At 73.1% G+C, this 21,586-nt stretch carries 20 protein-coding genes and 1 pseudogene; 10 read left to right on the top strand and 11 right to left on the bottom strand.

The features are described 5' to 3' along the window. Positions 1-19: 19 nt before the first annotated feature. On the bottom strand, positions 20-1,663 hold the full coding sequence (locus N798_RS10465; protein WP_052117192.1) for a M20/M25/M40 family metallo-hydrolase: 1,644 nt from the start codon (positions 1,661-1,663) through the stop codon (positions 20-22). Positions 1,664-1,830: 167 nt separating this feature from the next. On the opposite strand from N798_RS10465, the gene N798_RS10460 reads away from it, so the two are divergent. After that, positions 1,831-2,274, top strand: a complete 444-nt coding sequence (locus N798_RS10460) for a hemerythrin domain-containing protein (protein WP_198030742.1) — start codon at positions 1,831-1,833, stop codon at positions 2,272-2,274. 64 nt (positions 2,275-2,338) lie between these two features. On the opposite strand, the gene N798_RS10455 is transcribed toward N798_RS10460, so the two are convergent. Then, entirely contained in the window at positions 2,339-2,824 is a 486-nt protein-coding gene (locus N798_RS10455; protein ID WP_035948256.1) for a hypothetical protein, read from the bottom strand. Positions 2,825-2,958: 134 nt separating this feature from the next. Between N798_RS10455 and N798_RS10450 the strand changes: the two genes are divergently transcribed. The 3 genes from N798_RS10450 to N798_RS10440 are packed head-to-tail and all read left to right on the top strand — an operon-like array spanning position 2,959 to position 7,097. Continuing rightward, positions 2,959-4,665: a formate--tetrahydrofolate ligase gene (locus tag N798_RS10450; RefSeq protein WP_035948254.1), complete on the top strand. Its 1,707-nt coding sequence runs from the start codon at positions 2,959-2,961 to the stop codon at positions 4,663-4,665. Positions 4,666-4,671: 6 nt separating this feature from the next. Beyond that, positions 4,672-6,441 (top strand): SulP family inorganic anion transporter, encoded by a 1,770-nt coding sequence (locus tag N798_RS10445; protein ID WP_084100502.1) that lies wholly within the window; start codon positions 4,672-4,674, stop codon positions 6,439-6,441. Beyond that, positions 6,438-7,097: a hypothetical protein gene (locus tag N798_RS10440; protein ID WP_052117179.1), complete on the top strand. Its 660-nt coding sequence runs from the start codon at positions 6,438-6,440 to the stop codon at positions 7,095-7,097. Before N798_RS10445 ends, N798_RS10440 begins: the two co-directional genes overlap by 4 nt. Here N798_RS10440 and N798_RS10435 read toward each other — a convergent pair. Together N798_RS10435 and N798_RS10430 are read right to left on the bottom strand one after the other, a co-directional pair. Next, a complete protein-coding gene (locus N798_RS10435) occupies positions 7,051-7,965 on the bottom strand; it encodes a magnesium transporter (protein ID WP_198030741.1) in 915 nt (304 codons plus the stop codon). The two genes, N798_RS10440 and N798_RS10435, sit on opposite strands and share 47 nt — an antisense overlap. A 106-nt stretch (positions 7,966-8,071) precedes the next feature. Continuing rightward, a complete protein-coding gene (locus N798_RS10430; RefSeq protein WP_035948252.1) occupies positions 8,072-9,112 on the bottom strand; it encodes a zinc-dependent alcohol dehydrogenase family protein in 1,041 nt (346 codons plus the stop codon). 187 nt (positions 9,113-9,299) lie between these two features. On the opposite strand from N798_RS10430, the gene N798_RS10425 reads away from it, so the two are divergent. The 5 genes from N798_RS10425 to N798_RS10405 all read left to right on the top strand — a co-directional run bounded on the left by N798_RS10425 (position 9,300) and on the right by N798_RS10405 (position 14,084). Then, positions 9,300-10,994 (top strand): sensor histidine kinase, encoded by a 1,695-nt coding sequence (locus tag N798_RS10425; protein ID WP_052117175.1) that lies wholly within the window; start codon positions 9,300-9,302, stop codon positions 10,992-10,994. A 40-nt stretch (positions 10,995-11,034) separates the two neighbouring features. Continuing rightward, positions 11,035-11,979: a universal stress protein gene (locus N798_RS10420; RefSeq protein ID WP_084100499.1), complete on the top strand. Its 945-nt coding sequence runs from the start codon at positions 11,035-11,037 to the stop codon at positions 11,977-11,979. A 43-nt stretch (positions 11,980-12,022) separates the two neighbouring features. Continuing rightward, positions 12,023-12,658 carry a response regulator gene (locus tag N798_RS10415; protein WP_035948250.1) on the top strand — a complete coding sequence of 212 codons (636 nt, stop codon included), beginning with the start codon at positions 12,023-12,025 and terminating at the stop codon, positions 12,656-12,658. Positions 12,659-12,759: 101 nt separating this feature from the next. After that, positions 12,760-13,647 carry a universal stress protein gene (locus N798_RS10410; protein WP_035948249.1) on the top strand — a complete coding sequence of 296 codons (888 nt, stop codon included), beginning with the start codon at positions 12,760-12,762 and terminating at the stop codon, positions 13,645-13,647. Beyond that, entirely contained in the window at positions 13,644-14,084 is a 441-nt protein-coding gene (locus N798_RS10405) for a pyridoxamine 5'-phosphate oxidase family protein (protein WP_035948248.1), read from the top strand. The genes N798_RS10410 and N798_RS10405 overlap by 4 nt, the downstream gene beginning before the upstream one ends. 38 nt (positions 14,085-14,122) lie before the next feature. Here the strand turns inward: N798_RS10405 and N798_RS10400 are convergent, their stop codons facing one another. The 4 genes from N798_RS10400 to N798_RS10385 all read right to left on the bottom strand — a co-directional run bounded on the left by N798_RS10400 (position 14,123) and on the right by N798_RS10385 (position 17,099). Continuing rightward, complete coding sequence (locus tag N798_RS10400; protein ID WP_084100496.1) at positions 14,123-14,737, bottom strand: CBS domain-containing protein; 615 nt, start codon at positions 14,735-14,737, stop codon at positions 14,123-14,125. Between the two features lie 73 nt (positions 14,738-14,810). Continuing rightward, on the bottom strand, positions 14,811-16,109 hold the full coding sequence (locus N798_RS10395; protein WP_084100493.1) for an acetyl-CoA hydrolase/transferase family protein: 1,299 nt from the start codon (positions 16,107-16,109) through the stop codon (positions 14,811-14,813). Then, entirely contained in the window at positions 16,106-16,558 is a 453-nt protein-coding gene (locus N798_RS10390) for a pyridoxamine 5'-phosphate oxidase family protein (protein ID WP_198030740.1), read from the bottom strand. Before N798_RS10390 ends, N798_RS10395 begins: the two co-directional genes overlap by 4 nt. Before the next feature lie 40 nt (positions 16,559-16,598). Then, positions 16,599-17,099 carry a DUF6328 family protein gene (locus tag N798_RS10385; RefSeq protein ID WP_035948245.1) on the bottom strand — a complete coding sequence of 167 codons (501 nt, stop codon included), beginning with the start codon at positions 17,097-17,099 and terminating at the stop codon, positions 16,599-16,601. A gap of 427 nt (positions 17,100-17,526) precedes the next feature. Between N798_RS10385 and N798_RS10380 the strand changes: the two are divergent. Continuing rightward, positions 17,527-17,805 (top strand): annotated as a pseudogene (locus tag N798_RS10380) (winged helix-turn-helix domain-containing protein); the annotation flags it as partial. Positions 17,806-17,813: 8 nt separating this feature from the next. On the opposite strand, the gene N798_RS10375 reads toward N798_RS10380, so the two are convergent. The 3 genes from N798_RS10375 to N798_RS18390 form a co-directional block, all read right to left on the bottom strand. Beyond that, positions 17,814-18,950 carry a thiolase family protein gene (locus tag N798_RS10375; RefSeq protein ID WP_035948244.1) on the bottom strand — a complete coding sequence of 379 codons (1,137 nt, stop codon included), beginning with the start codon at positions 18,948-18,950 and terminating at the stop codon, positions 17,814-17,816. Then, positions 18,947-19,993 carry a class I adenylate-forming enzyme family protein gene (locus N798_RS10370; RefSeq protein ID WP_156971704.1) on the bottom strand — a complete coding sequence of 349 codons (1,047 nt, stop codon included), beginning with the start codon at positions 19,991-19,993 and terminating at the stop codon, positions 18,947-18,949. Before N798_RS10370 ends, N798_RS10375 begins: the two co-directional genes overlap by 4 nt. 80 nt (positions 19,994-20,073) lie before the next feature. Next, positions 20,074-21,586 (bottom strand): HNH endonuclease signature motif containing protein (locus tag N798_RS18390; protein WP_035948242.1); only part of this gene is annotated, 1,513 nt, incomplete at its 5' end.

Raw genomic sequence — 21,586 nt, 5'->3', positions numbered from 1 at the left:
GCCGTCGAGCGGCCGCGGTTCAGCCGTCGTGGCTGTGGCCGAAGCCACCGTCCTCGCCGGCGAAGGTGCCCTCCGGTCCGGCGGGCGCCGGCAGCGTGAAGGCCGGTCCGGGGACCTTCTTGCCGGGCACGCCGTTGACCGACTCGGTGGAGTAGGCGAAGGTCAGCATCGCGAAGGCAATGAGGTCGCTGTTGACCTCGAGCGCGTGCATGCTGTTGTTCGCGATCGTGTCGCAGGCCTCGTGGTAGCACGGGTCGAACTGCTCACCTGCGGTGCCGCCCCAGATGGCCTCCTGCTCCTCGGTCTTGATGACCTCGGCGCCGGTGAAGAGCCCGCTCGACGGGATGCCGGCGAGGATGAACGCCTCGTAGTCGCTGCGACCCGAGAACTCGGTGTCCTCGTAGAGCTCACCGACCTTTGTGTAGTAGGACTCGTAGACGTCCTCGATCGCTTCCGAGCCCGCGGGGACGGGCACAGGAGCCTCGAACGTCGACTCGTCGGCGTCGTAGACCATGAAGATGTAGTTGGGCGAGCCGACCATGTCGTAGTTCATGTAGAGGGCGATCCGGTCGCGCTCGGCGGCGGAGAGCCCGTTGACGTAGTCGGCCGAACCGACGAGGCCCTGCTCCTCGGCGGCCCACCAGCCGAACCGGATCGTGTTCTGCGGGGTGAGCTCGGCCATCTTGAGCGCCGTCTCGAGAAGTGCGGCGGAACCGGAACCGTTGTCGTTGATGCCGGGCCCCTCGATGACGCTGTCGAGGTGGGCGCCGGCCATGACGACGTTCTCGGTGTTCTTGCCCGGCAGCTCGGCGATGACGTTGTAGTCACTGCGCGTCTCCGCCGGGAGGACCTGCACGTATGCCGTCGAGCCGGGGGCGGCGAGCGCGGCACCATCGGCGAAGCTCGCGCCCACGACAGGGATGCCGTGGGTGACGGGCCCGGGTGCCCCGGGGATCGGCTCGTCGATGCTCGTCCCGTCCGCGACGATGAGCGCCTCGCGGTCGGGCGTGTTGCCCTGGTTCATGATGATGATGGCCTCGGCCCCGGCCTGCTCGGCGTAGTAGGCCTTCGTGCCGAAGAAGCAGGTGCCGCGCTGGACGAGGGCGATGTCGTTGTCACCGCTCCAGTCCTTGCCGGCGAAGTCGGCTGCCTCGCAGCCGCTCGTGGAGGCGCGCGGCGGCGTGAGGTTGAGGTCCACCGGGATGACGTTGCCCTCGACCTCGCCCGAGCCGCTGCCGGTGAAGACACCGGTCTCGTACTCCGCTGCGACCGGCGTGAGCTGGCGCAGCACGGCCGGGAAGTTGAAGGTGACGTCGACCGGGTCGAGAGTGACCTGGTAGCCGGCGTCACGCAGCAGCCCGGCGACGTAGTCGACGCTGTCGTCGTAGCCGTCGGTGCCCGCGGCGCGGGTGCCGGGGTAGACCGGGTCGGTGCTGTTGTCGGCGATCTTCTGCAGCGCCTCCTGGTGGGCGCGCACACCCTCGACGGTGACGCACTCGAGGAGCTTCTGGTAGGTGTTGTTGGCCCGGTCGGCGCAGGCGTCGGCCGACGGTGCCGCGGACGCGAGCTGCGGGGACAGGGCGGTCGTGAGGGCGACGGCGGCGGCCAGGGCGGTCAGCCGCAGAGCACTCGTGCGTGCTCGATGGGTCTGCGTTCTCGTCATGATCATCCACTCCGTTGTGGGTCGGCGGTGGCCGATGCTGATCCCCTCGACGCTAGGGCAGGGTCACCTTCCGAGCCATAGTCCGTCGGGGTCGGGTCCTAGGCTGGCGGGACCGGACCACGACCGAGCGGAGCCGACCTATGTGCCACTACTGCGGATGCCGCGACATGCCTCTGCTCATGGACTACATCGCCGAGCACGAGCGAGCGGTCGACCTGTCCGGAGGGGCCGTTCGCGCCATGGACGCAGGCGACCTTCACACGGCGCGTCGGCTCGTGTCCGAGCTCGCCTCCGAGCTCGGGTCGCACTGGCAGGGCGAGGAGAACGGTCTCTTCGCCGTCATGGCCCGTGACCCCCTCTGGCTCGCGCACATCGAACCCCTCGTGCAGGAGCACCGCGAGCTCGAGCAGCTGCTCGCGGCGCTCGACCTCGACAGCCCACGGGATCGGGAGCGGTTGCGCGTGGCGGCCGCCGAGCTGCGCGAGCACATCGCCAAGGAGGAGGACGGGCTCTTCCCGGCATCGCTCACCGGACTCGACGGGGACGAGTGGGACGCGTCGATGGCGGCATGGCGGGCGGCGCACCCGGGCGCTCTCATGGCGCACGAGTGACGGCATACGTCATGACGGCGCACGGGGACTCGGGACGACGTCACCCGAGAGGGACGTCGGTCGGCTAGGTGCTGAAACCGCCCTCGGCACGGCCCTGGACGATGTCGTAGTGGCGGACCGTGTCGAAGCCCGAGCGGTATCCACTGTCGGTCTCCTCCGCCACCACCGGGTCGGCTCCGTCCCACTCGTCATAGGCCTCGAGCAGCCCCGACCTCTCGGCCTCGCTCACGACCGAGGTCGCGAGCCGGTCGAGGACGTCGGCAGGCAGGTGGGCGATGACCGACCCGGCCCTGCGCCGCTCACCGAGCACCAGCAGCCGTGAGATCTCTTCGGCCCGTTCCACCCCGAGGCGCGCCCCGGACATGAGCTGGGCCTGGATCGTCGTGAGCAGGACCTGGCGGTCCTCGTCGTCGAGCGCGGTGACCCCGACGCGGTGGACGTCGCGCAGGACGTGGTCGCCGGCCGTCCTCAGCACGTAGCGATAGCGGCGGGCGACTGCACTCTCCTCGTGCGAGACCGGCGCGTCCTCGTGATGCCGACGGGTCCACATGTGCGCAGGCTAGACCCGGGCCGGGCGTCACCGGAACGGCCCGAGCGGGCCTGCCCGGGTGGGCTCCACGCCGTGAGGGAGTCGGGGGCCCTTCGTCCCGTGACGCCGGACCGTTGCTGGAGGACCGTGGTGCCATGAGCACCGTCGCCCCTCCGTCCGACCTCGCCATCGCCCGCGCCGCGCGCCTCGACCCGATCGAGACGGTCGCGGGGGTGGCCGGCATACCCCTCGAGCGGCTGGAGCCCTACGGGCGGCACGTCGCGAAGGTCCACCTCGCCGCCGAGCAGGACCTGGCCGGGCTGCCGCGGGCCCGCTACGTCGTCGTCACCGCCATCACGCCGACGCCGCTCGGCGAAGGCAAGACGACGACCGCCGTCGGTCTCGCACAGGGCCTCTCGCAGCTGGGGCACCGGGCGACGCTCGCGCTGCGGCAGCCGTCGATGGGTCCGACGTTCGGCGTCAAGGGCGGGGCGGCGGGAGCCGGGTTCAGCCAGGTGCTGCCGATGGAGACGCTCAACCTCCACCTCACCGGCGACTTCCACGCGGTGACGGCGGCGCACAACCTCCTCGCCGCGATGCTCGACAGCCACCTGCACCACGGCAACGAGCTCGACGTCGACGTCCGCAGCATCTCGTGGCGCCGCGTCCTCGACGTAAACGACCGGGCGCTGCGCGGCATCGTCGAGGGCCTCGGTGCGCGCATCGACGGGGTTCCCCGGCAGTCCGGGTTCGACATCACCGCAGCGAGCGAGGTCATGGCGGTGCTCGCGCTGTCGACGTCGCTCGCGGACCTGCGCGAACGGCTCGGACGGATCGTCGTCGGCTTCACGGCCGGCGGCCGTCCCGTGACCGCCGAGGACCTGCGTGCGGCAGGTGCCATGGCCGTCATCCTCAAGGACGCCCTCATGCCCAACCTGCTCCAGACGACCGAGAACACTCCCGTGCTCGTCCACACCGGGCCGTTCGGCAACATCGCCACGGGCAACTCGTCGGTCGTCGCCGACCGCATCGGGATCCACACGGGTGACTTCCTGCTCACCGAGGCCGGCTTCGGGTCCGACATGGGGGCCGAGCGCTTCGTCAACCTCAAGTGCCGGGTGTCGGGGCTCGCTCCCGACGCGGCGGTCCTCGTCGCGACCGTCCGCTCGCTCAAGGCGCACTCGGGCCGCTTCTCGGTCGCTGCCGGCCGGCCGCTGCCGGCTGAGATGCTCGACGAGGACCCGGACGCGGTGCGGGCCGGGATCGCCAACCTGCGCCGTCACATCGAGATCGTCCGCGGCTTCGGCATCCCGCCGGTCGTCGCGGTCAACGCCTTCCCGACCGACCACGACTCCGAGCTCGCCGTCATCGCCCAGGCCGCCGAGCAGGAGGGCGCCCGCGTCGCGGTCTCGACGCACGTGCTCGACGGTGGCAAGGGTGCGACCGACCTCGCTGCCGTCGTGGCTCGGGCGTGCGACGACGCGCACGCCCTGCGTCCCACCTACGACCTCGACGCCCCGCTGCGTCGCAAGATCGAGGCGGTGGCGACCGACGTCTACGGCGCCGAGGGCGTCGACTTCTCGGACGTCGCGACCCGCGACCTCGCCCGGTTCGAGGTCCTCGGCTACGGCGCCTTCCCCGTCGTCATCGCCAAGACCCACCTGTCGATCTCGTCCGACCCCACGCTGCGCGGTGACCCGCGCGGGTGGCGGATGCCGGTGCGCGAGGTCCGCGTGGCCGCCGGGGCCGGCTACGTCTACGCCATCAGCGGCGAGATGCGCACGATGCCCGGCCTGCCCCGCCACCCGGCCGCCGCCTCGATCGACCTCGACCCCGACGGCAACGTCGTCGGGCTCTTCTGAGCCGTCGTGCGGGCCACCGACATCCTGGGCGACCGGGTGCGTCTGCGGGGTGACGTCGTCGCCGGGGTCACCGTCGCGGCCTACCTCATCCCTCAGGTCATGGCGTATGCCGGCGTCGCCGGTCTGCCGCCCGTCACCGGTCTGTGGGCGGCCGGGACCGCGATCGTGGGGTATGCCGTCCTCGGCTCCTCCCGGCTGCTCTCCGTGGGGCCCGAGTCGACGACCGCGCTCATGACGGCGGTGGCGCTCGGCGGTCTCGCCAGAGGCGACCCGGGGCGCTACGCCGCCCTCGCCGCCGGGCTCGCGCTCCTCGTCGGCGGCTTCTGCCTGCTCGCGTGGGCGCTGCGTCTCGGCTTCCTCGCCGAGCTGCTCTCGCGGCCCGTGCTCGTCGGCTACATGGCGGGGGTGGCGACCCTCATGGTGGTGAGCCAGCTCGGCAAGGTGACGGGTCTCGAGGTGACGGGAGAGAGCACCGTGGCGCAGGTGTCGTCGGTCGTCGAGGGGCTCGGCGACGTCCACCGGCCCACCGTCCTCGTGGCCGCCTCGGTGCTCGCCTTCCTCCTCGTCGTCACACGGTTCGCGCCGAGGCTGCCGGTGCCCCTGCTGGGCGTGCTCGCCTCAGCCGCCGCCGTCGTGCTCCTCTCGCTCGACGCCCGTGGGGTCGCGGTCGTGGGCCCGGTCCCGCGCGAGCTCCCGGTCCCGACCGTTCCCGACGTCGGGATCGCCGACCTGCGGGCGCTGCTGCCTGCGGCGCTCGGGATCGCTGTCGTGGCCTACACCGACAACGTCCTCACCGGGCGCGCCTTCGAGCCGCGCCACGAGGACGGGCTCGACGCCAAGCAGGAGCTGCTCGCCCTCGGCGTCACCAACGTCGCCGTCGGTGTCACCCAGGGCTTCCCGGTGAGCAGCAGTGGCAGCCGGACCGCCATCGTCGACGCGAGCGGCGGTCGCAGCCAGGTGAACTCGCTCGTCGCACTCGTCACGGTCGTCCTCGCCGTCGTCGTCGCCAACCCCGTGCTCGCGAGGTTCCCGACCGCGGCGCTCGGGGCACTCGTCGTCTTCGCGGCGCTCCGGCTCGTCGACGTGGCCGAGTTCCGGCGGATCTTCTCCTTCCGGCGGACCGAGGGCCTGCTCGCCGTCGGCACGACCGCGTCGGTGCTCGTGCTCGGCATCCTGCCGGGGGTGCTCGTCGCCATCGTGCTGTCGCTGCTCGACCTGCTGCACCGGGTGTCGCGCCCGCACGACGGCATCCTCGGTCACGTCCCGGGCGTCGCCGGCATGCACGACGTCGACGACTACCCCTCGGCCAGACCGGTCCCGGGTCTCGTCGTCTACCGCTACGACTCGCCGCTCTTCTTCGCGAACGCCCACGACTTCGTCACCCGCGCGCTCCGCGCCGTCGACGAGGCGCCGACGCCGGCTCGGTGGCTGCTGCTCAACATGGAGGCCAACGTCACCGTCGACCTCACCGCCTCGGACACCCTCGAGACGCTGCGCCGGGAGGTCGACCGCCGCGGTGTCGTCCTCGCGCTGAGCCGGGTCAAGCAGGAGCTGCGCGACGACCTGCGCCGCTCCGGCCTCGTCGACCGCGTCGGGGAGGACCACATCTTCATGACCCTCCCGTATGCCGTGCAGGGCTACGCGGACTGGTCGGCGAGGATGAACGGTTCGTCACCGCCGGGTGGTGCGGCGCAGGGCGGCGGTCGTGCGCCACGCGAGGGGGACCGCTCGACCGGGCCGGACGGCATACCCGGCCCGGGAGGGCCGGCGCCGTGAGCCCGCTGCAGTGGCGCTGGGTGCGCTGGACGGTCGCGGGAGAGCTCGCCGGGTTCGTCGCGCCCGCCGTGGTCGGCGTGCTCACCGCGGACTCGCCGGCCCGCCTGGCCGTGCCCTCCGTCGTTCTCGCCGGTGCGGTGGAAGGGCTGCTGCTGGGAGCAGCGCAGGGGCACGTCCTGCGGTCGGTGGTGCCGAGGCTCGACGTGTGGCGCTTCTCCGGGCTGACGTCGGTGGCGGCGGCCCTGGCCTACGTCGTGGTCATGGTGCCGATGGCGGCGGCGGTGACGCTCGGCGAGCTGCCGGTTGCCGTGCTCGCACTCGTCGCGGCGGCCCTCGCTGCGGTCCTTCTCGCGTCGCTGGGGACGGCGCAGTGGCTCGAGCTGAGACGGCACGTCGACCGTGCGGGGTTCTGGGTGCCGTGGACGGCGGTCGCATGGTCGTGCGGGCTCGCCGTCTTCATGCTCCTCGCGACCCCGCTGTGGCGACCCGGCCAGCCCTTGCCCGTCTCGGTGGCGGTGGGACTGCTGGGGGCCCTCGCCATGGCCACGGCGGTCGCGGTCGTGACCGGCCTCGCGCTGCCTCGGCTTCTCCGCGGCGCCTCCCGCGGGGTCAGCGGACGATCCAGGTCGCGAGCTGGAAGTAGACCGCGACCGTGATGATGTCCTGCACGACCGTCGCCAGTGGTCCCGACCCGAACGCCGGGTCCGTGCCGAGGCGGTGGAAGACCCACGGGAGCGCCATGGCGACCCCGGTGGCGATGACCGACGCGAGAAGGATGGCGAGGGCGACGGCGATCGCCACGCCGGAGTCGCGCCAGATGGCGGCCACGACCCCGAGTGCGATGGCCCCGAGGAAGGCGCCGAGGAGCGCACCGGTGAGGGCCTCTCGCCGCACGACCCGTCGGATGCCGACACCCAGTGACAGCCCGCGGATGACGAGGGCCTCGGTCTGCGTGCCGACCGCGTCGGCGAGGTAGACGACCCCGGGCAGGAACGAGGCGACGAGGACGTTGACGCGCAGCGTCTCCTCGAAGCCACCCACGACACCGGCGGCGAGCAGGGCTCCCAGCAGTCCGACGACGAGCCACGGCAGCCGGTGGCGCAACCGGCGCGAGACCGGCTCGAGGCTCGTCGAGCGAGCGGCCGCGGCGGTGCCCCCGAATCCACCGAGGCGGGCGAGGTCCTCGTCGTGCTCGGAGTGCACGAGGGCGAGCAGCGTCTGCGAGGGGACGAGCCCGAGGAACCGGCCACGCTCGTCGACGACGGCCACCGTCGACCAGCCCGCCTCGACCGCCCGCCATGCGGCGGGCTCACTGTCGGTCGTCGGCGACACGGTCGGAGGGTTCGGGTCCATGACGTCGGCGACGGAGGAACACGGACCGGCCGCGACGAGGGCGCCCGTGCTCACCACGCCGACGAGGCGCTCGGCGTCGAAGACGGCGACGTACTCGGCACGCGCCACGGGGTCGCCACGCAACCGGGCGAGCAGGTCGTCGACCCGCTCGTCCGGCGTCGTGCGCGGCACGGCGAGCGTCGCGTGACGCAGCGCCGCGCGGGCTGGGTGCGCCCTCCGCCGCGAGGACGCGGTCCGGTCCACCACTGGTGCCCCGTCGGCCGTGGTCCGCACCCGGTCAGCGGGTGAGGACCACCTTGAGGGCGCGGGTGTCGGCGGCCGCGGCGAAGACCTCGTAGGCCTTCTCGAACTCGTCCATCGTGAACCGGTGGGTGACGAACCGCGCGAGGTCGACCTGGTGGCCGGCGACGAGCCGGAGGAGCGTCGGCGTCGAGAAGGTGTCGACGAGACCGGTCGTGATCGTCACATCCTTGATCCAGAGGTCCTCGAGGTGGAGCACCGCGGGGGAGCCGTGGACGCCGACGTTGGCGACCGTGCCGCCGGGGCGGACGAGGGCGCAGCACTGCTCGAAGGACTCCGGGACGCCCACTGCCTCGACGGCGGTGTCGGCGCCGAGTCCGTCGGTCAGCGACCGGACGACCTCGAGCGCGTCCTCGCGCGAGGGGTTGACCGTGACGTCGGCCCCGAACTGCTTGGCCGCCTCCAGCCGGGAGTCGGCGAGGTCGACGGCGACGATGTGCGCCGGGCTGACGAGCCGGGCGCCCATGATGACCGACAGCCCGATCGGCCCTGCGCCCACCACGACGACGGTGTCGCCGGGGGAGACGCGCCCGTTGAGCACGCCGACCTCGTAGCCCGTCGGACCGATGTCCGCGAGCATGAGGACCTCCTCGTCGCTCACGCCGTCCGGGATCGGGTGGGTCGAGGTGTCGGCGAAGGGCACGCGGACGAGCTCGGCCTGGGTGCCGTCGACGAGGTGGCCGAGGATCCAGCCGCCACCACCGAGGCACTGTCCGTAGCGGCTCTGGCGGCAGAAGCGGCAGGACCCGCAGGAGGAGATGCACGAGACGAGGACGCGGTCACCCGGCCTCACCCGGGTCACGGCGGACCCGACCTCGAGGACCGTACCCACGGCCTCGTGCCCGAGGATGCGACCGTCGGTGACGTCGGGCACGTCACCCTTGAGGATGTGCAGGTCGGTGCCGCAGATGGTCACGGCGTCGACCCGGACGATGGCGTCCGTGTCGTCGGTGATCGCGGGGTCCGGGACGTCCTCCCAGGCCTTCTGTCCGGGCCCGTGGTAGACGAGTGCCTTCATGGTCGTGCTCCTTCCTGGGGTGCGGCGGAGTGCCGCACCACCAGTCCACGGAGTCGGCGACCGTCCCGTCAGGGCCGGAGGTCCCGAACCCGCGGCGGGCTGAGGCCCAGCGGACGGACGGCACCGGCATCGGGCGCTCCGGCGTGGATCCGGCACGGCCACCCGCCGTACCCCATACGATCACCGGGTGACGGGTTCAGCACGGCCGAGGCGGCCACCGACCGGCGGGGGCGCCCCGAACGGGGGGCAGCGTTGGCCGCTCTCGTCGCTGGAGCTCGACGACCTCGTCGAGGAGCTGCGGGCTCGTGCCGACAGCGCGCGCGTCTCCCAGGAGCGGCTGGGGTCGCTCCTCGACGCGGTCATCGCCGTGAGCTCGGACCTCGAGCTCGCCGAGGTGCTCCGCCGCATCGTCGTCGCCGCCTGCGAGCTCGTCGACGCGACCTACGGCGCCCTGGGTGTCCTCGGTCCGAGCGGTGAGGAGCTCGTCGAGTTCGTCACGCACGGAATCACCGAGGAACAGCGCGCCGCGATCGGTCCGTTGCCGCGCGGGCACGGCCTGCTCGGCATGGTCATCGCCAGCCCGCGGGCGCAGCGTGTGCCCAACATCGGGCAGCACCCCGACTCCTACGGCTTCCCGCCCAACCACCCGCCGATGACGAGCTTCCTCGGTGCGCCGGTGCGGATCCGCGACCAGGTCTTCGGCAACCTCTACCTCACCGACAAGCGGTCGGCACCCGAGTTCAGCGGTGACGACGAGGCGGTCCTCTCCGCCCTCGCCGCAGCGGCCGGTGTGGCGATCGAGAACGCGCGCCTCTACGAGCACTCCCGCACCCAGCAGCTCTGGGGCGAGGTGCTGGGCGACGCGACCCAGGCGCTCCTCGAGGGCGCCGCGCAGGAGGTGGTGCTCGCGGACGTCACCGACGCCGTATGCCGTCTCGCCCGCGCCGACGCGTGTTTCGTCGCGCTGCGGCAGGGCTCCGACGTCGTCGTCGCGGCCGCGTCGGGTGAGGGCGACCCGGCGGAGGCGCCGGGCGAGGTCCTCAGGGAGCCGAGGATCCGCGCGGCCATGCTCGGACCGGCGCACATTGAGCCCGGCGCGGAGGGCGGCACACGGGCGATGCTGCCGCTCGCACTCGGTGAGAGCCCTCTCGGGGTCCTCGTCGCCGAGTGGGCCCGCGAGGAGCCGACCGACCACGTGCCGCACCTCGAGCTGCTCGGCCGCAGCCTCGCGGTGTCGCTCGGCGCGGCCAGTGCCCGGACCGACCGCGCCCGCTCCGAGCTCCTCGAGGACCGCGACCGGATCGCGCGCGACATGCACGACAACGTCATCCAGCGCCTCTTCGCGACGGGCATGTCGCTGCAGTCGGCGGCGCCGATGAGCACGCCGGAGGTGCGGGCCAAGCTCGACCGGGCCGTCGACGAGCTCGACGCCGCCATCAGCGACATCCGGCACACGATCTTCGCCCTCCACCGGGTGCCCGGTGGGCGCCCTCTCAGCGCCGAGATCGCGACGGTGTGCGGTGACGCCGCCGTCACCCTCGGGTTCTCGCCGGAGCTCCGCATGACCGGGCCGCTCGCCGACGTCCCCGAGGACGTCGCCGCGGAGCTCCTGGCGGTCGTGCGCGAGGCGTTGAGCAACGCCGCCCGTCACGCGGCCGCCTCGATGGTCAACGTCGTCGTCGAGGTGGCCGACGACGTGAGCGTCGTCGTCACCGACGACGGACGCGGGCTGCCCGAGGGCGTCTCGCGCTCCGGCCTCGGCAACCTCGCCCGGCGCGCCGAGGGACGCGGCGGCTCCTTCTCGGTCGAGCCGGGCGACGGTGCCGGCACGCGGGTTCACTGGCGCGTGCCGCTGGCCAGCGGCGACGGGCCCGGGACCTAGGACCCTGTCGGGAGGGTTCGCGCGACCGCAGGCTGGCCGCATGGCTGATCTCAGGACCGACCCCGGCGTCCTCCCACCACGGGACGTGCCCGGCGCCACGACGGGCACCGTCGTCGTCGGCTACGACGCGACCCCGGAGGCGGGTCTCGCGCTGGACTGGGCGGCGGACTGGGCCGAGCTGCACAGGAGCCGGCTCATGGTCGCGTGCGCGGTCGATCCCGTGCTGTCGGCAGGACCGGGGTCTGCCTCTGGGCCCGACGTCCCGACGTTGCGTCGAGCCGTCGACCGGGTCGCCAGCCAGGGAGTCGAGCATGTGCGTCCGGCCCACCCGGGACTCGACGTCCGCAGCATCGGTGCGGTGGGGCACCCCTCGGCCGAGCTCGTCGCCCTCTCGGGCGAGGCCGACCTCGTCGTCGTCGGCCGACGAACCCGTCTGGAGAACCCCGCGGCGAGCGTGGGCTCGGTGTCCTTCGCCCTGAGCGCCCACGCCCGCTGCCCCGTCGTCGTCGTCCAGGGCCAGCGCCGGCTGGGGCAGGGGCGTCCCGTCGTCGTGGGGGTCGACGCCTCGCGACCCTCGATGCGTGCCGTGGCCTTCGCGGCGGCGGCAGCAACAGCCGCCCGCACCGACCTCGTCCTCGTCTCGGCGTGGTCGGGTCGTGACGTCGTGCCGTGGCTCGACGAGCTCTGGGGCGGCCTCGGCCACGGCCCCGACCGGGTCGAGGCGGAGCTCGAGCGCGCGACGTGGGCGGTCGACGAGGCGGAGCGGTTCGTGCGGCAGTCCCACCCCGGCATACGGACGACGCGACGCACGCCTCGGGCGCACGAGACCGACGCGCTCCTCGCCGAGTCGCAGGAGGCGGGTCTCCTCGTCGTCGGTGCGCGGGGTGGAGGTGGCTTCGCCGGGCTGCTGCTCGGATCGGTGAGCCGGGGGGTCCTGCGACGGGCCGACCTGCCCGTGGCGGTCGTCAGGAGCGGTGCGCTCTGACGCTCGGCGTCCTACGATGACGCCAACCGCGAGGAGGGTGTCGATGATCCGTGTCTATCTGCTGGACGACCACGAGGTCGTGCGTCGAGGGCTGCGCGAGCTGCTCGAGGTCGAGGAGGACCTCGACGTCGTCGGGGAGTCGTCGACGGCGGCAGAGGCGACGCGGAGGATCCCGGCCCTGCGCCCCGACGTCATGGTGCTCGACGCCCGCCTGCCCGACGGCTCCGGCATCGACGTGTGCCGCGACGTGCGCTCGGTCGACCCGTCGGTCGCGGGCATCATCCTCACGTCTTTCGACGACGACGACGCGCTCCGTGCAGCGGTGATGGCGGGCGCCTCGGGCTACCTGCTCAAGGACATCCGCGGCACGCAGCTCGTCGACTCGATCCGCCGGGTCGCGTCGGGGGAGTCCCTGCTCGACGACGGCGTCGTGGCGCGCCTGCGCAAGCAGTGGGGGCATGACGTCGAGGACCCGCGCCTGGCCGAGCTGTCACCGCAGGAGCGGCGGATCCTCGAGCACATCGCCGAAGGCCTCACCAACCGGCAGATCGGCGAGACGATGTCGCTCGCGGAGAAGACGGTGAAGAACTACGTCACCTCGGTGCTCGCCAAGATGGGGATGGAGCGCCGGACGCAGGCGGCCATCTACGTGACGAAGCACGGTTCCGCCGGGTCCTGAGCCGAGCGTCACCGCGGGCACGGGACCTAGGGCCCTGTGACGGCGACGCCGGGTTCACCACGCTGGAGGTGCAGGACACCGCACCCAGCGCAGGAGGAACCATGAGCACCGAGACCGTCCGCCCCGTCGTCGTCGGCTTCGACGACTCGCCCGACGGCGACATCGCCCTGGAGTGGGCCGTCCGCGAGGCGGACCGCCTGGGCCGGCCGCTCAAGGTCGTCGTCGCTCGCGGCATGCTCTGGTCGACGTCCCCCGGCTTCGGACCCGCCGCGCCCTGGCCCGAGGACCTCGACAACGAGGTCGTCGAACGGGCACGGGCCCGTGTCGCCGAGCTCTCGTCGGAGTGCGAGGTCGTCACCGAGTCGGTGGTCGGAACGCCGGCCGCCACCCTCGTGGAAGCGTCGGAGGGCGCCGAGCTCGTCGTCGTCGGGCGCCACCGGCACAGCGTGCTCGGCGAGCTCGTCTCGGGCTCGACCTCCGCCCAGGTCGCCGCGCACGCACGGTGCCCGGTCGTCGTCGCCGACCGTCCCGGTTCGAGCGACCCGCACGCGCCCGTCGTCGTCGCCGTCGACGGCTCCCCGGCCAACGAGGCCGCCCTCGCCTTCGCCGTCGAGCGGGCCGCCGCGCTGTCCGCCCCGCTCGTCGCCGTCCACGCGTGGACCCTCGACGTGCCCGACGCCTTCGACACGGCATGGCTCAGCCAGGAGCACGTCGTCGAGCTCGAGCGGCACCACCAGAAGCTGCTCGAGGACACGGTGGCTCCGTGGGCCGCCAAGCACCCCGAGGTCGAGGTCACCACGGTGCTGCGTCGCAACCTCCCCGTGGAGGCGGTCCTGGCCAGGGCGGAGGGCGCGCAGCTCATCGTCGTCGGCAGCCGGGGGCACGGAGGGTTCGTCGGCCTGCTCATCGGCTCGGTGAGCCAGGGCCTCATCCACCGCGACCGCCCGTGCCCGCTCGTCGTCGTGCACGGCGCGAAGGAGGAGTCATGACCGCCACCGACGCCAACGGCTCCGTGACCGACCACACGGGACTGCGGGTCATGGGCACCGACGAGTGCCTCGAGCGTCTGGGCGGTGCGGTCATCGGCCGGGTGGCCTTCGTCCACGACGGTGAGATCGTGCTCCTGCCGGTCCACCACGTGCTGCACGGCACCGACATCTGCTTCAGGACGAGCGGCAACAGCAAGATCGAGGCTGCCGCCGACCACGACCCGATGAGCTACGAGGTCGACGACTACGACGTGTCGAGCCGCGCGGGGTGGAGCGTCACGGTGACGGGTATCGCCTCGGTGGTCTACGACGCCGACGTCGAGGCCGCGCTGGAGGCCGACGACCGGGTGCCCTGGACGGTGGGCGACCCGGCGACGTCGGTCTGGATCCGGATCCGCCCGGACGCGATCACCGGCCGGGAGCTGCTCCCCGCCTGACCGGGGAGCGGTCGCGTCCGGCTCGGGGCCCGACGGTCTCACCCGAGCCGGACGCTCCGCACGCCGGGGACGGTGGCCACGACGGCGACGGCCGCGTCGTCGAGGCCGTCGTCGGTCGGCGTCACCGTGACGTGGCCGGACTGCACGAGGAACGCACGCGCCGGCAGACCCGCCGAGGCGAACGCCTGTCCCACGGCGTCGGTGAGCGCCGAGTTCGAGACGGACATGGCGCGCAGGATGTCGCTGCGGCTCACGACGCCCACGAGGCGGTCGTCCTCGACGACGGGCAGGCTCTTGAACCCCGTCCGGGCGAAGAGGGCGGCGACCTCCGACGCGTCGTCGCTCGGTCCGACGCACTGCGGGTCCGGGGTCATGACGTCGGCGAGGGTGCGTGAGGCCGTGTTCGACGCCGCCGTCGACCAGAGGTGGGCGCGCGGGTCCCTGGGCAGGGGCTCGTGCAGGACATCGGCCTCGGAGACGATGCCCACGCAGCGACCGTCGTCGTCGACCACCGGGACCGCGCTGATGCCGGAGCCCCCGAGGAGCTCGACGGCGTCGTCAAGGGTGGCGTCGCGCGACAGCGACTTCGCGGGGGAGGTCATGACCTCGGAGACGAGCATCTGGGCCTCTTCCTGTGGGCGGGGCTGTGCCATGGGCGGATGGTGCCGTGGGCGGATGGTGCCGTGGGCAGGTGTGGTGTGGGCAGGTGTGCCCAGCCTGCTGGGTTCACGCCTGCCGGGACAAGGCCCTTCGTCCCGTCGGCCGAGGGGCGCCCCGGTCGCGGCCGAGACCGAGCGCCTCGGCCTCCTCCCACAGTTCGCCGCGCACCGACGGGTGCGCCGCGTCGTCGATGAGGTGGCGTGCCTGGGCCGGCGCGTCCCACCCGGTGATCTCGGCGGTGCCCTGCTCGGTGATCACCGCGGTGTGCTGGAACGACGTCACCGGTCCCTCGAGCAGCCCGACGATGGACGACACGTCCGCGCGTGGGTGCCACGACAGCAGCGCCATGAGCGACTGTCCACCGACCGAGTCCATCGCGCCGGTGACGAAGTCGCACTGCCCGCCGAACCCCGAGTGCAGCCGCGAGCCCACGTGGGTCGCGTTCGCCTGGTCGTAGAGGTCGACGGCGAGCGCGGTGTTGATGCTCGTCATCGCCGGGTTCGCCGCGATCCGGCCGGGGTCGTTGACGGTGTCGGTGCGCAGCATCTGCACCCGCCGGTTCTCGTGCAGCCACGCCATGAGCCGCGGGCTGCCGGCGGCGAAGGACGCCACCACCGGTCGGTCGGGGTCGAGGGCCCCGGCGTCGGCGAGGTCGAGGACGCCGTCCGAGACCATCTCGCTCCAGATGCCGAGCCGTCGCAGCGACGTGAGCCGCGGTACGACGGCGTCGGGGATCATGCCGATGCCCAGCTGGAGGGTCGCGCCGGACCCCACCCGTGCGGCGACGTGCGCCCCGATCCGCTCGACCCCGGGCGAGGGCCTACGAGGCGCATGCATGGTGGCGGACCCCGCCGGAGCGTCGACCACGAGGTCGACGTCATGGGCGGCGAGCTCGGCGTCGCCGAACGTGAAGGGCACGTCGTCGCGCGACTCGGCCACGACGAGACCGCCGGCGGCACGGCATACGTCGATGGCGGCCGGGAGGATGTTGACCTCCGCGCCGAGCGACAGCGACCCGGCACCACGTGGCGCCGAGACGGTGACGAGGACGACGTCCGGCACGAAGCTCCACCGCAGCAGGGTGGGCACGTGCGAGAGCCGTGCGGGCAGGTAGGAGAGGCCGGCGGCGCCGCGCATGCCGGGTCCGACGAACGGCGTGACGTAGGTGATGCCGGGGCGGGAGGGTATGCCGTGGGGTGCGTTGAGCATGAAGAGCTCGACCTCGTCGACGTTCTCCTCGAGGATCCGGAGCAGCGTCCACGGCACGGAGGCGTTGCCTCCGGCGACGATGCGCAGGGGCCGGTCGTGGCGGCGGGCGGCGAGCCGCAGGGCAGCCGCGACGGCCGCGGTCGTCGAGCGCGTCACGGCCGCCGGGCCCCGCCGACCACCCGGATCCGGCGCCCCGTGACGGTGTCCGGCACGAGCCGCATGAGGTGCGGCTTCGACCCTTCGGCCCACGGCATGAGCGGCAGCGACATCACGGCGATCGAGTCGTCGACGTCGCGCACCTCGACGGCCTTCCCCCGGGCGACGACGCTCCAGGCTTCGGCCCGGTCGAGGTCGTATCCGTCCACCTCGAAGGCGACCGGGCGGTTGCGGGCGGCCTCGTACTTCGTGCCGCCTGCGGTGCGCAGCACGATCGTCCCGTGGTCGACGGTGTAGTTGACCGGGAAGATGTCCGGGGCGTCGTCGTGCACGACGGCCAGTCGACCGATGACCGCTTGCCGCAGGAGGTCCCACGACTCCTCCGTCGTCAGCGCGCGCATGCCTCCCTCCGGCAGTGGCACGGGGTCGGGTCGGGTGTCGGTGTCCATGGCCCCATCGTTCCGACGCGCCGGGGACGGACACAGGGTCCTAGGTCCTGTCGAGCCTGCTGCGGACGAGGAGCGGCACGAGCAGCCAGTTGACGAGGAAGAGCAGCAGGGCGAGGCCTGCGGCGACGAGTGCGGGCCCTTTGCCGACGACGACGTCGAGGATGAGCCACGTGACGGTGACGATCGTGGCGGCGAGCGCCACGAGCCCTGCCTGCGCGGACGCGTCGGCGAGCCGGACGAGCTCCTGCTTGGCGCGCTTGCGGAAGAGCAGCCGGTGGGCACTCACCGGCGCCACGAGGAGCGTCGTCGCGAGGACCGCTGTCGCGAGGGCGACGAGGTATGCCGTCCGCTGACCGTCCGTGAGGTCGGCGAACCTCTGCTGGAACGGGATCGTGAGGAGGAAGCCGGCGAGGATCTGGACGCCCGTCTGGGTGACCCTCAGCTCCTGGAGCAGCTCGTCCCAGTTGCGGTCGAACCGTTCCGTCGCGGTCTCGTCGCGCTCGGTGTCGTCGCGCTCGGTGTCGCGGGGGGTAGGGTCCATGGACCGAAGGTACCCATCACGGCGGCGGTCACACCGTGGCGCGCTCCCACGCCTCCGTCGTGACCCCAGACGTGGTGCGAGACGCCCGAGAGCCACCAGGGCACCTTGCCGCGGCCGACGAAGAAGTCGCCCGAGTCCGAGCTCTTCCTCTTGCTCCAGACGCCGATGGCGACCATGCCGAGGAAGAACAGGCCCACCACCATCCAGTCGAGTGCGTGCACCGCTGTCTACCACGATCGTCGGCCGCCGGTCGGGCGGACCTTTCCCATGACGGTAGGAAGGCGGAGCGTCTCGACGTCAGCGGTTGCCGTGAGTTGCCACGGGCCGCCGCAGCGCTCCGGCACGGCGCTTTCGGCGCGGCCCTACGGCGCGGTCAGCCGCCGACGTGGAGCACCGGACGGCGGCTCTCCTCGGGCTCGGCCGGCACTTCCACCTCGACTTCGCCGAGCGTCGCGCGCTCGTGGCCGGCGAGGAGGTGCGGCTCACGCCGACCGAGTGGAGCCTGCTCGAGGTCCTGGCGCGTCGGCCGGGGCACCTCGTCCTCCACCGCGACCTCCTGCGCGATGTGTGGGGTCCGGCCTACGGGCGGGAGTCGAACGACCTCCGGGTCTATGCCAACCAGCTGCGGCGCAAGCTCGAGCCCGATCCCTCCCACCCACGGCACCTCGTCACGGAGCCGGGGCAGGGCTACTGGCTCGTCCGCTAGCCCGGGTCTCAGCCGACGCGCTGGACGAGCATGGCGACGCCCTGCCCGCCGCCGACGGCGATGGCCGCGAGACCGAGCTCGGGTCCGTCACGACGCACCATCTGGCTGAAGAGGCGCACGGCCAGCACGGCGCCGGACGCGCCCCATGGGTGGCCGAGGGCGAGGGCTCCTCCTTCGACGCACACGCGCTCCTCGTCGAGACCGAGCTCGTCGCAGCACGCGAGGACCTGTGCCGCGAACGCCTCGTTGATCTCGACGACGCCTATGTCGTCGAGGGTAATCCCGTTGCGCCGCAGCAACGCTTGGACTGCGGGGACCGGTCCGACGCCCGGCAGGTTGGGGTCCACCCCGACCGTCGTCCAGTCGAGCAAGGCCAGACCCGGTATGCCGTCCGCCCGCCTCCGCGCCTCGCTCACCACCGCGACAGCGGCCGCGCCGTCGTTGATGCCGCAGGCGTTGCCGACGGTGACGGTGCCGCCGTCGGTGAAGGCGGCTGGGAGGCGGGAGAGGGTGCTCGCGCGGAGGTTGTCGCGGACCCGTTCGTCGTGGTCGAGCCGGGGGAGGCGGACGAGCTCGTCGTCGAAGGCCCCGCGTGCGCGAGCGGCGGCGGCGCGCGCGTGGGAGCGGACGGCATACGCGTCCTGTCGTTCGCGGGTGATGCCCCAGCGTGCGGCGACGGCGTCGGCGGCCGCGCCCATGTCCGGGTCGCCGATCTCAGCCGGGGAGAACGGTGCTCGCGTGTAGCGCTGCGGCTCGACGCCGTCGCGCGGTGGCCAGAGGCGCCACGGTGCGGTGCTCGCGCTCTCGACACCGCCGGCGAAGGCGGTCTCAGCGGCGCCGGAGCGCACGAACGCCGCGGCTGTCGTGATCGCGGCGAGCCCGCTGCCACACTGGAGGTCGACGGTGAGAGCCGGGACGTCCGTGCCGAGGCCGGCGGCGAGGGCACTGACACGGGCGACGTTGCCGCCGGCGCCCATGCAGTTGCCGAGGACGACGTGGTCCGGCGCCCGGAGGTCGGTGTCTGCCGTCAGGGCCTCGAGCACCGGGGCTGCGAGACCGGTCGTGTCGACGGCGCGGAGCGCGAGACCGGACGTGCCGATGGGGGTGCGACGCGCGGCGACGATGACGGGCGTGTCGTCGTTCACGTCGTGACCTCCGTCCTGGTAGAGAGGAGGCGGGCACGCACCTCGGTTCGGTCGATCTTGCCGACTGCGGTGAGGGGGAGGTCGGACCAGACGTGCCACCGTCGAGGCAGCTGGGTCCGGTCGAGCAGGTCGGCAGCGCACCCGCGCAGGTGTGCCGGATCGAGGTGCGCGGGGTCGAGGCGGCTGTCCCCGACGACGACGGCCTCGACGACCTCGCCGAGGTCGGGGTGCGGCGTGCCGACGACGGCGACCGCGGGGACGCCCGGCAGCGACAGCAGCGCTGCCTCGACGTCGGCGCAGACGACGGTGGCGCCACCGGTGGTGACGACGTCGTCGCCGCGACCGAGGACGACGAGCCCGGACGTCGCGTCCCACCGGCCGAGGTCGCCGACGGTGGCGAAACCGTCCTCGTCGCGGCGCAGCGGGCCGGACTGTCCCGGCGCGTAGCCGTCGGCGAGCCAGGGGCTGCGCGCCCAGATGACGCCGTCGCGCACGTCGACGTCGACCTCGGGGAAGGGTTCGAGGCGAGCTCCCACACGCATGGCGACGAAGCTCAGCTCCGCCGCACCGTAGTAGTCGACGACCCGGACGCCCGCTTCTCGCGCCCGGAGCCGCGTGGACTCGGGGAGCGAGGCGCCGGCGCAGACGACCGTCCGCAGCCGACCGGTGCCGCGGTCGAGGAGGGTCGCGAGCATGGCCGGGGTGAGGTGGGCGGCGGTGCAGGTCGTCGTGGCCTCGACCGCCGAGGCAGGACTCCAGCGGTCGAGAGCGACGACGTCGGCGCCGACGTGGGCTGCGTGGGCATGGGCAAAGGCGAACATCGACCCGCTCGGCGGCGCCGGCACGAGGACCGTGTCGTCGGTCGTGATGCCGGTCAGTCGGCTCACGTGGTCGAAGCTGTCCTCCCACGACGCCAGCGACCGCACGACGGTGCGGGCGACGGCGCTCGTGCCCGACGTCCTCAGCTCCAGCCACGCGCGCCCGTCCCGCTCTCGCAGCAGGCCCATCGCCTGAAGGGCCTCGCGGGCAGCAGTCTCACGCACGGCGCCACGGTCTCACATCCGCCCGTGCACGTCGCAGCCGTCGGACGCCGTCGAGACGCCGGCACGGCAGGGACCGAACGTCAGAAGGGCGGGGGCGGTGGGTTCGGTCTCGGTGGTTCCGGCGGGATCATGCCGACCTCCACAACCGCCTTCCAAGGTCCGAAGTGGCACTCGACCGCGCCGACAGCGGCCGGGTGGGAAGGAGCGTGCCCCCGCTCGCCCGGGATGACGGGAACCGAGGCGAGCTCGAGGAGCCGGGCGAGGGTCAGCTCGGCCAGAGAGTGCGGCGATGCCGGTGGGGTCGACAGTAGGGCGCCGAGGTCCGCTGCTGTCATCGGCGCGGTGCGGACGTCGTCGTGGTGGACGCGGTCGAGGTGGTCGACGGGTGCGCTTGCCGTGCGGCGGCCTCCGGGGTCGGTCCAGTGCGCGACCCCGTCGGGGTCGAGGCGGACGGTCCAGCCGAGTCGTTGTTTGACGCGGTGGTGGCGTCGGCAGAGGCAGATGAGGTTGGTGGCGGTGGTGGGGCCGGTGGGCCAGGCGATGACGTGGTCGAGGTCGCAGGAGCGTGCGGCGACGCGGCATCCGGGGAAGCGGCAGTGTCCGTCGCGGAGGCGGACGAGGCGTTGCAGTGCGGGGGAGGGCCGGTAGCGCTCCACGCCGTCCTCTCCTGGCGGCTTCGGTTGCTTGGGGTCGCCGGTCTGGTTGCGGCGGCTGGTGGGTGCGAGGCCCTTCGGCACGTGCCCGGTGAGGAGGGCGCCGGTGTCGGGGTGGCAGGCCAAGGTGGTCGAGTCGGTCAGGCGCACGCTGGCGGGGAGCCGGTCGAGGTCGACGGTGGTGGTGCCGGGCCGGTTGAGCCCGCCGAGCTCGACGACCCCGCGGACGGCCCGCTCGGCCAGTCCGGTCCGAGGCCGGTGCACCGGGTTGGTGGGCGTGTCCGCTCCGACGGGCGCCGGCGCAGCGGCGGAGCGGCTGTCGGCAGAAGCAGCGGTCGCCCCATCCGGGGGTGTAGGGGCAGCGGTTGCTGCGGTTGCGGTGGCCGAGCGGGCGTCGGCCCGTGTCGTCGCGGGGTCGAAGGTGGTGGTTGCGCCTGCCCGTCCCGCGGTGGTGGTGGCGCGGGCCGGCTCAGGGGCGGTTGCTGCGCCGGCTGCGTCGGGGGCGGCGGGGTGGGTGGCGTGCAGGTGGATGGTGACGTCGGCCTGCTGGAGGATGAGCTGCTGCATCGCGTCGACGCGGGCCTGGTCGAGGGTGAGGGCGGGGTCGGCTGCTTGGAGGGTGCGGGCGAGGGAGTCCACGGCCTGCCACATGACCAGCGACTGTTCGACCGGAACGAGTCCGTGCCACTGGTCCGCGGCTTCGGAGATCGCGCGCCGGGTCAGGCACCGGTCCTTCACCGCCTGCTTCCTGCGGGTCGCGGCGACGTCGGGGGCGTGGCGGGTCACGAGCCGGCGGGTGCGTGAGGCCAGCGGTCCGGCGGTCTCGTCCCACCCGCGCGTCGGGCACGCCGGTTCGCCGGCAGTGGCGTCTTCGGTGGTCTTCGATGGGGCGGGTTCGGCGGCGCGGGCGACGAGGCGGTCGACGATGGTGGCGGCGGTG

The sequence above is a fragment of the Knoellia flava TL1 genome (assembly GCF_000768675.1).
In the GTDB taxonomy this organism is placed as follows: domain Bacteria; phylum Actinomycetota; class Actinomycetes; order Actinomycetales; family Dermatophilaceae; genus Knoellia; species Knoellia flava.
The sequence above is the reverse complement of the archived record's forward strand: the minus strand, read 5'-3'. Positions and strand labels throughout refer to the sequence as shown.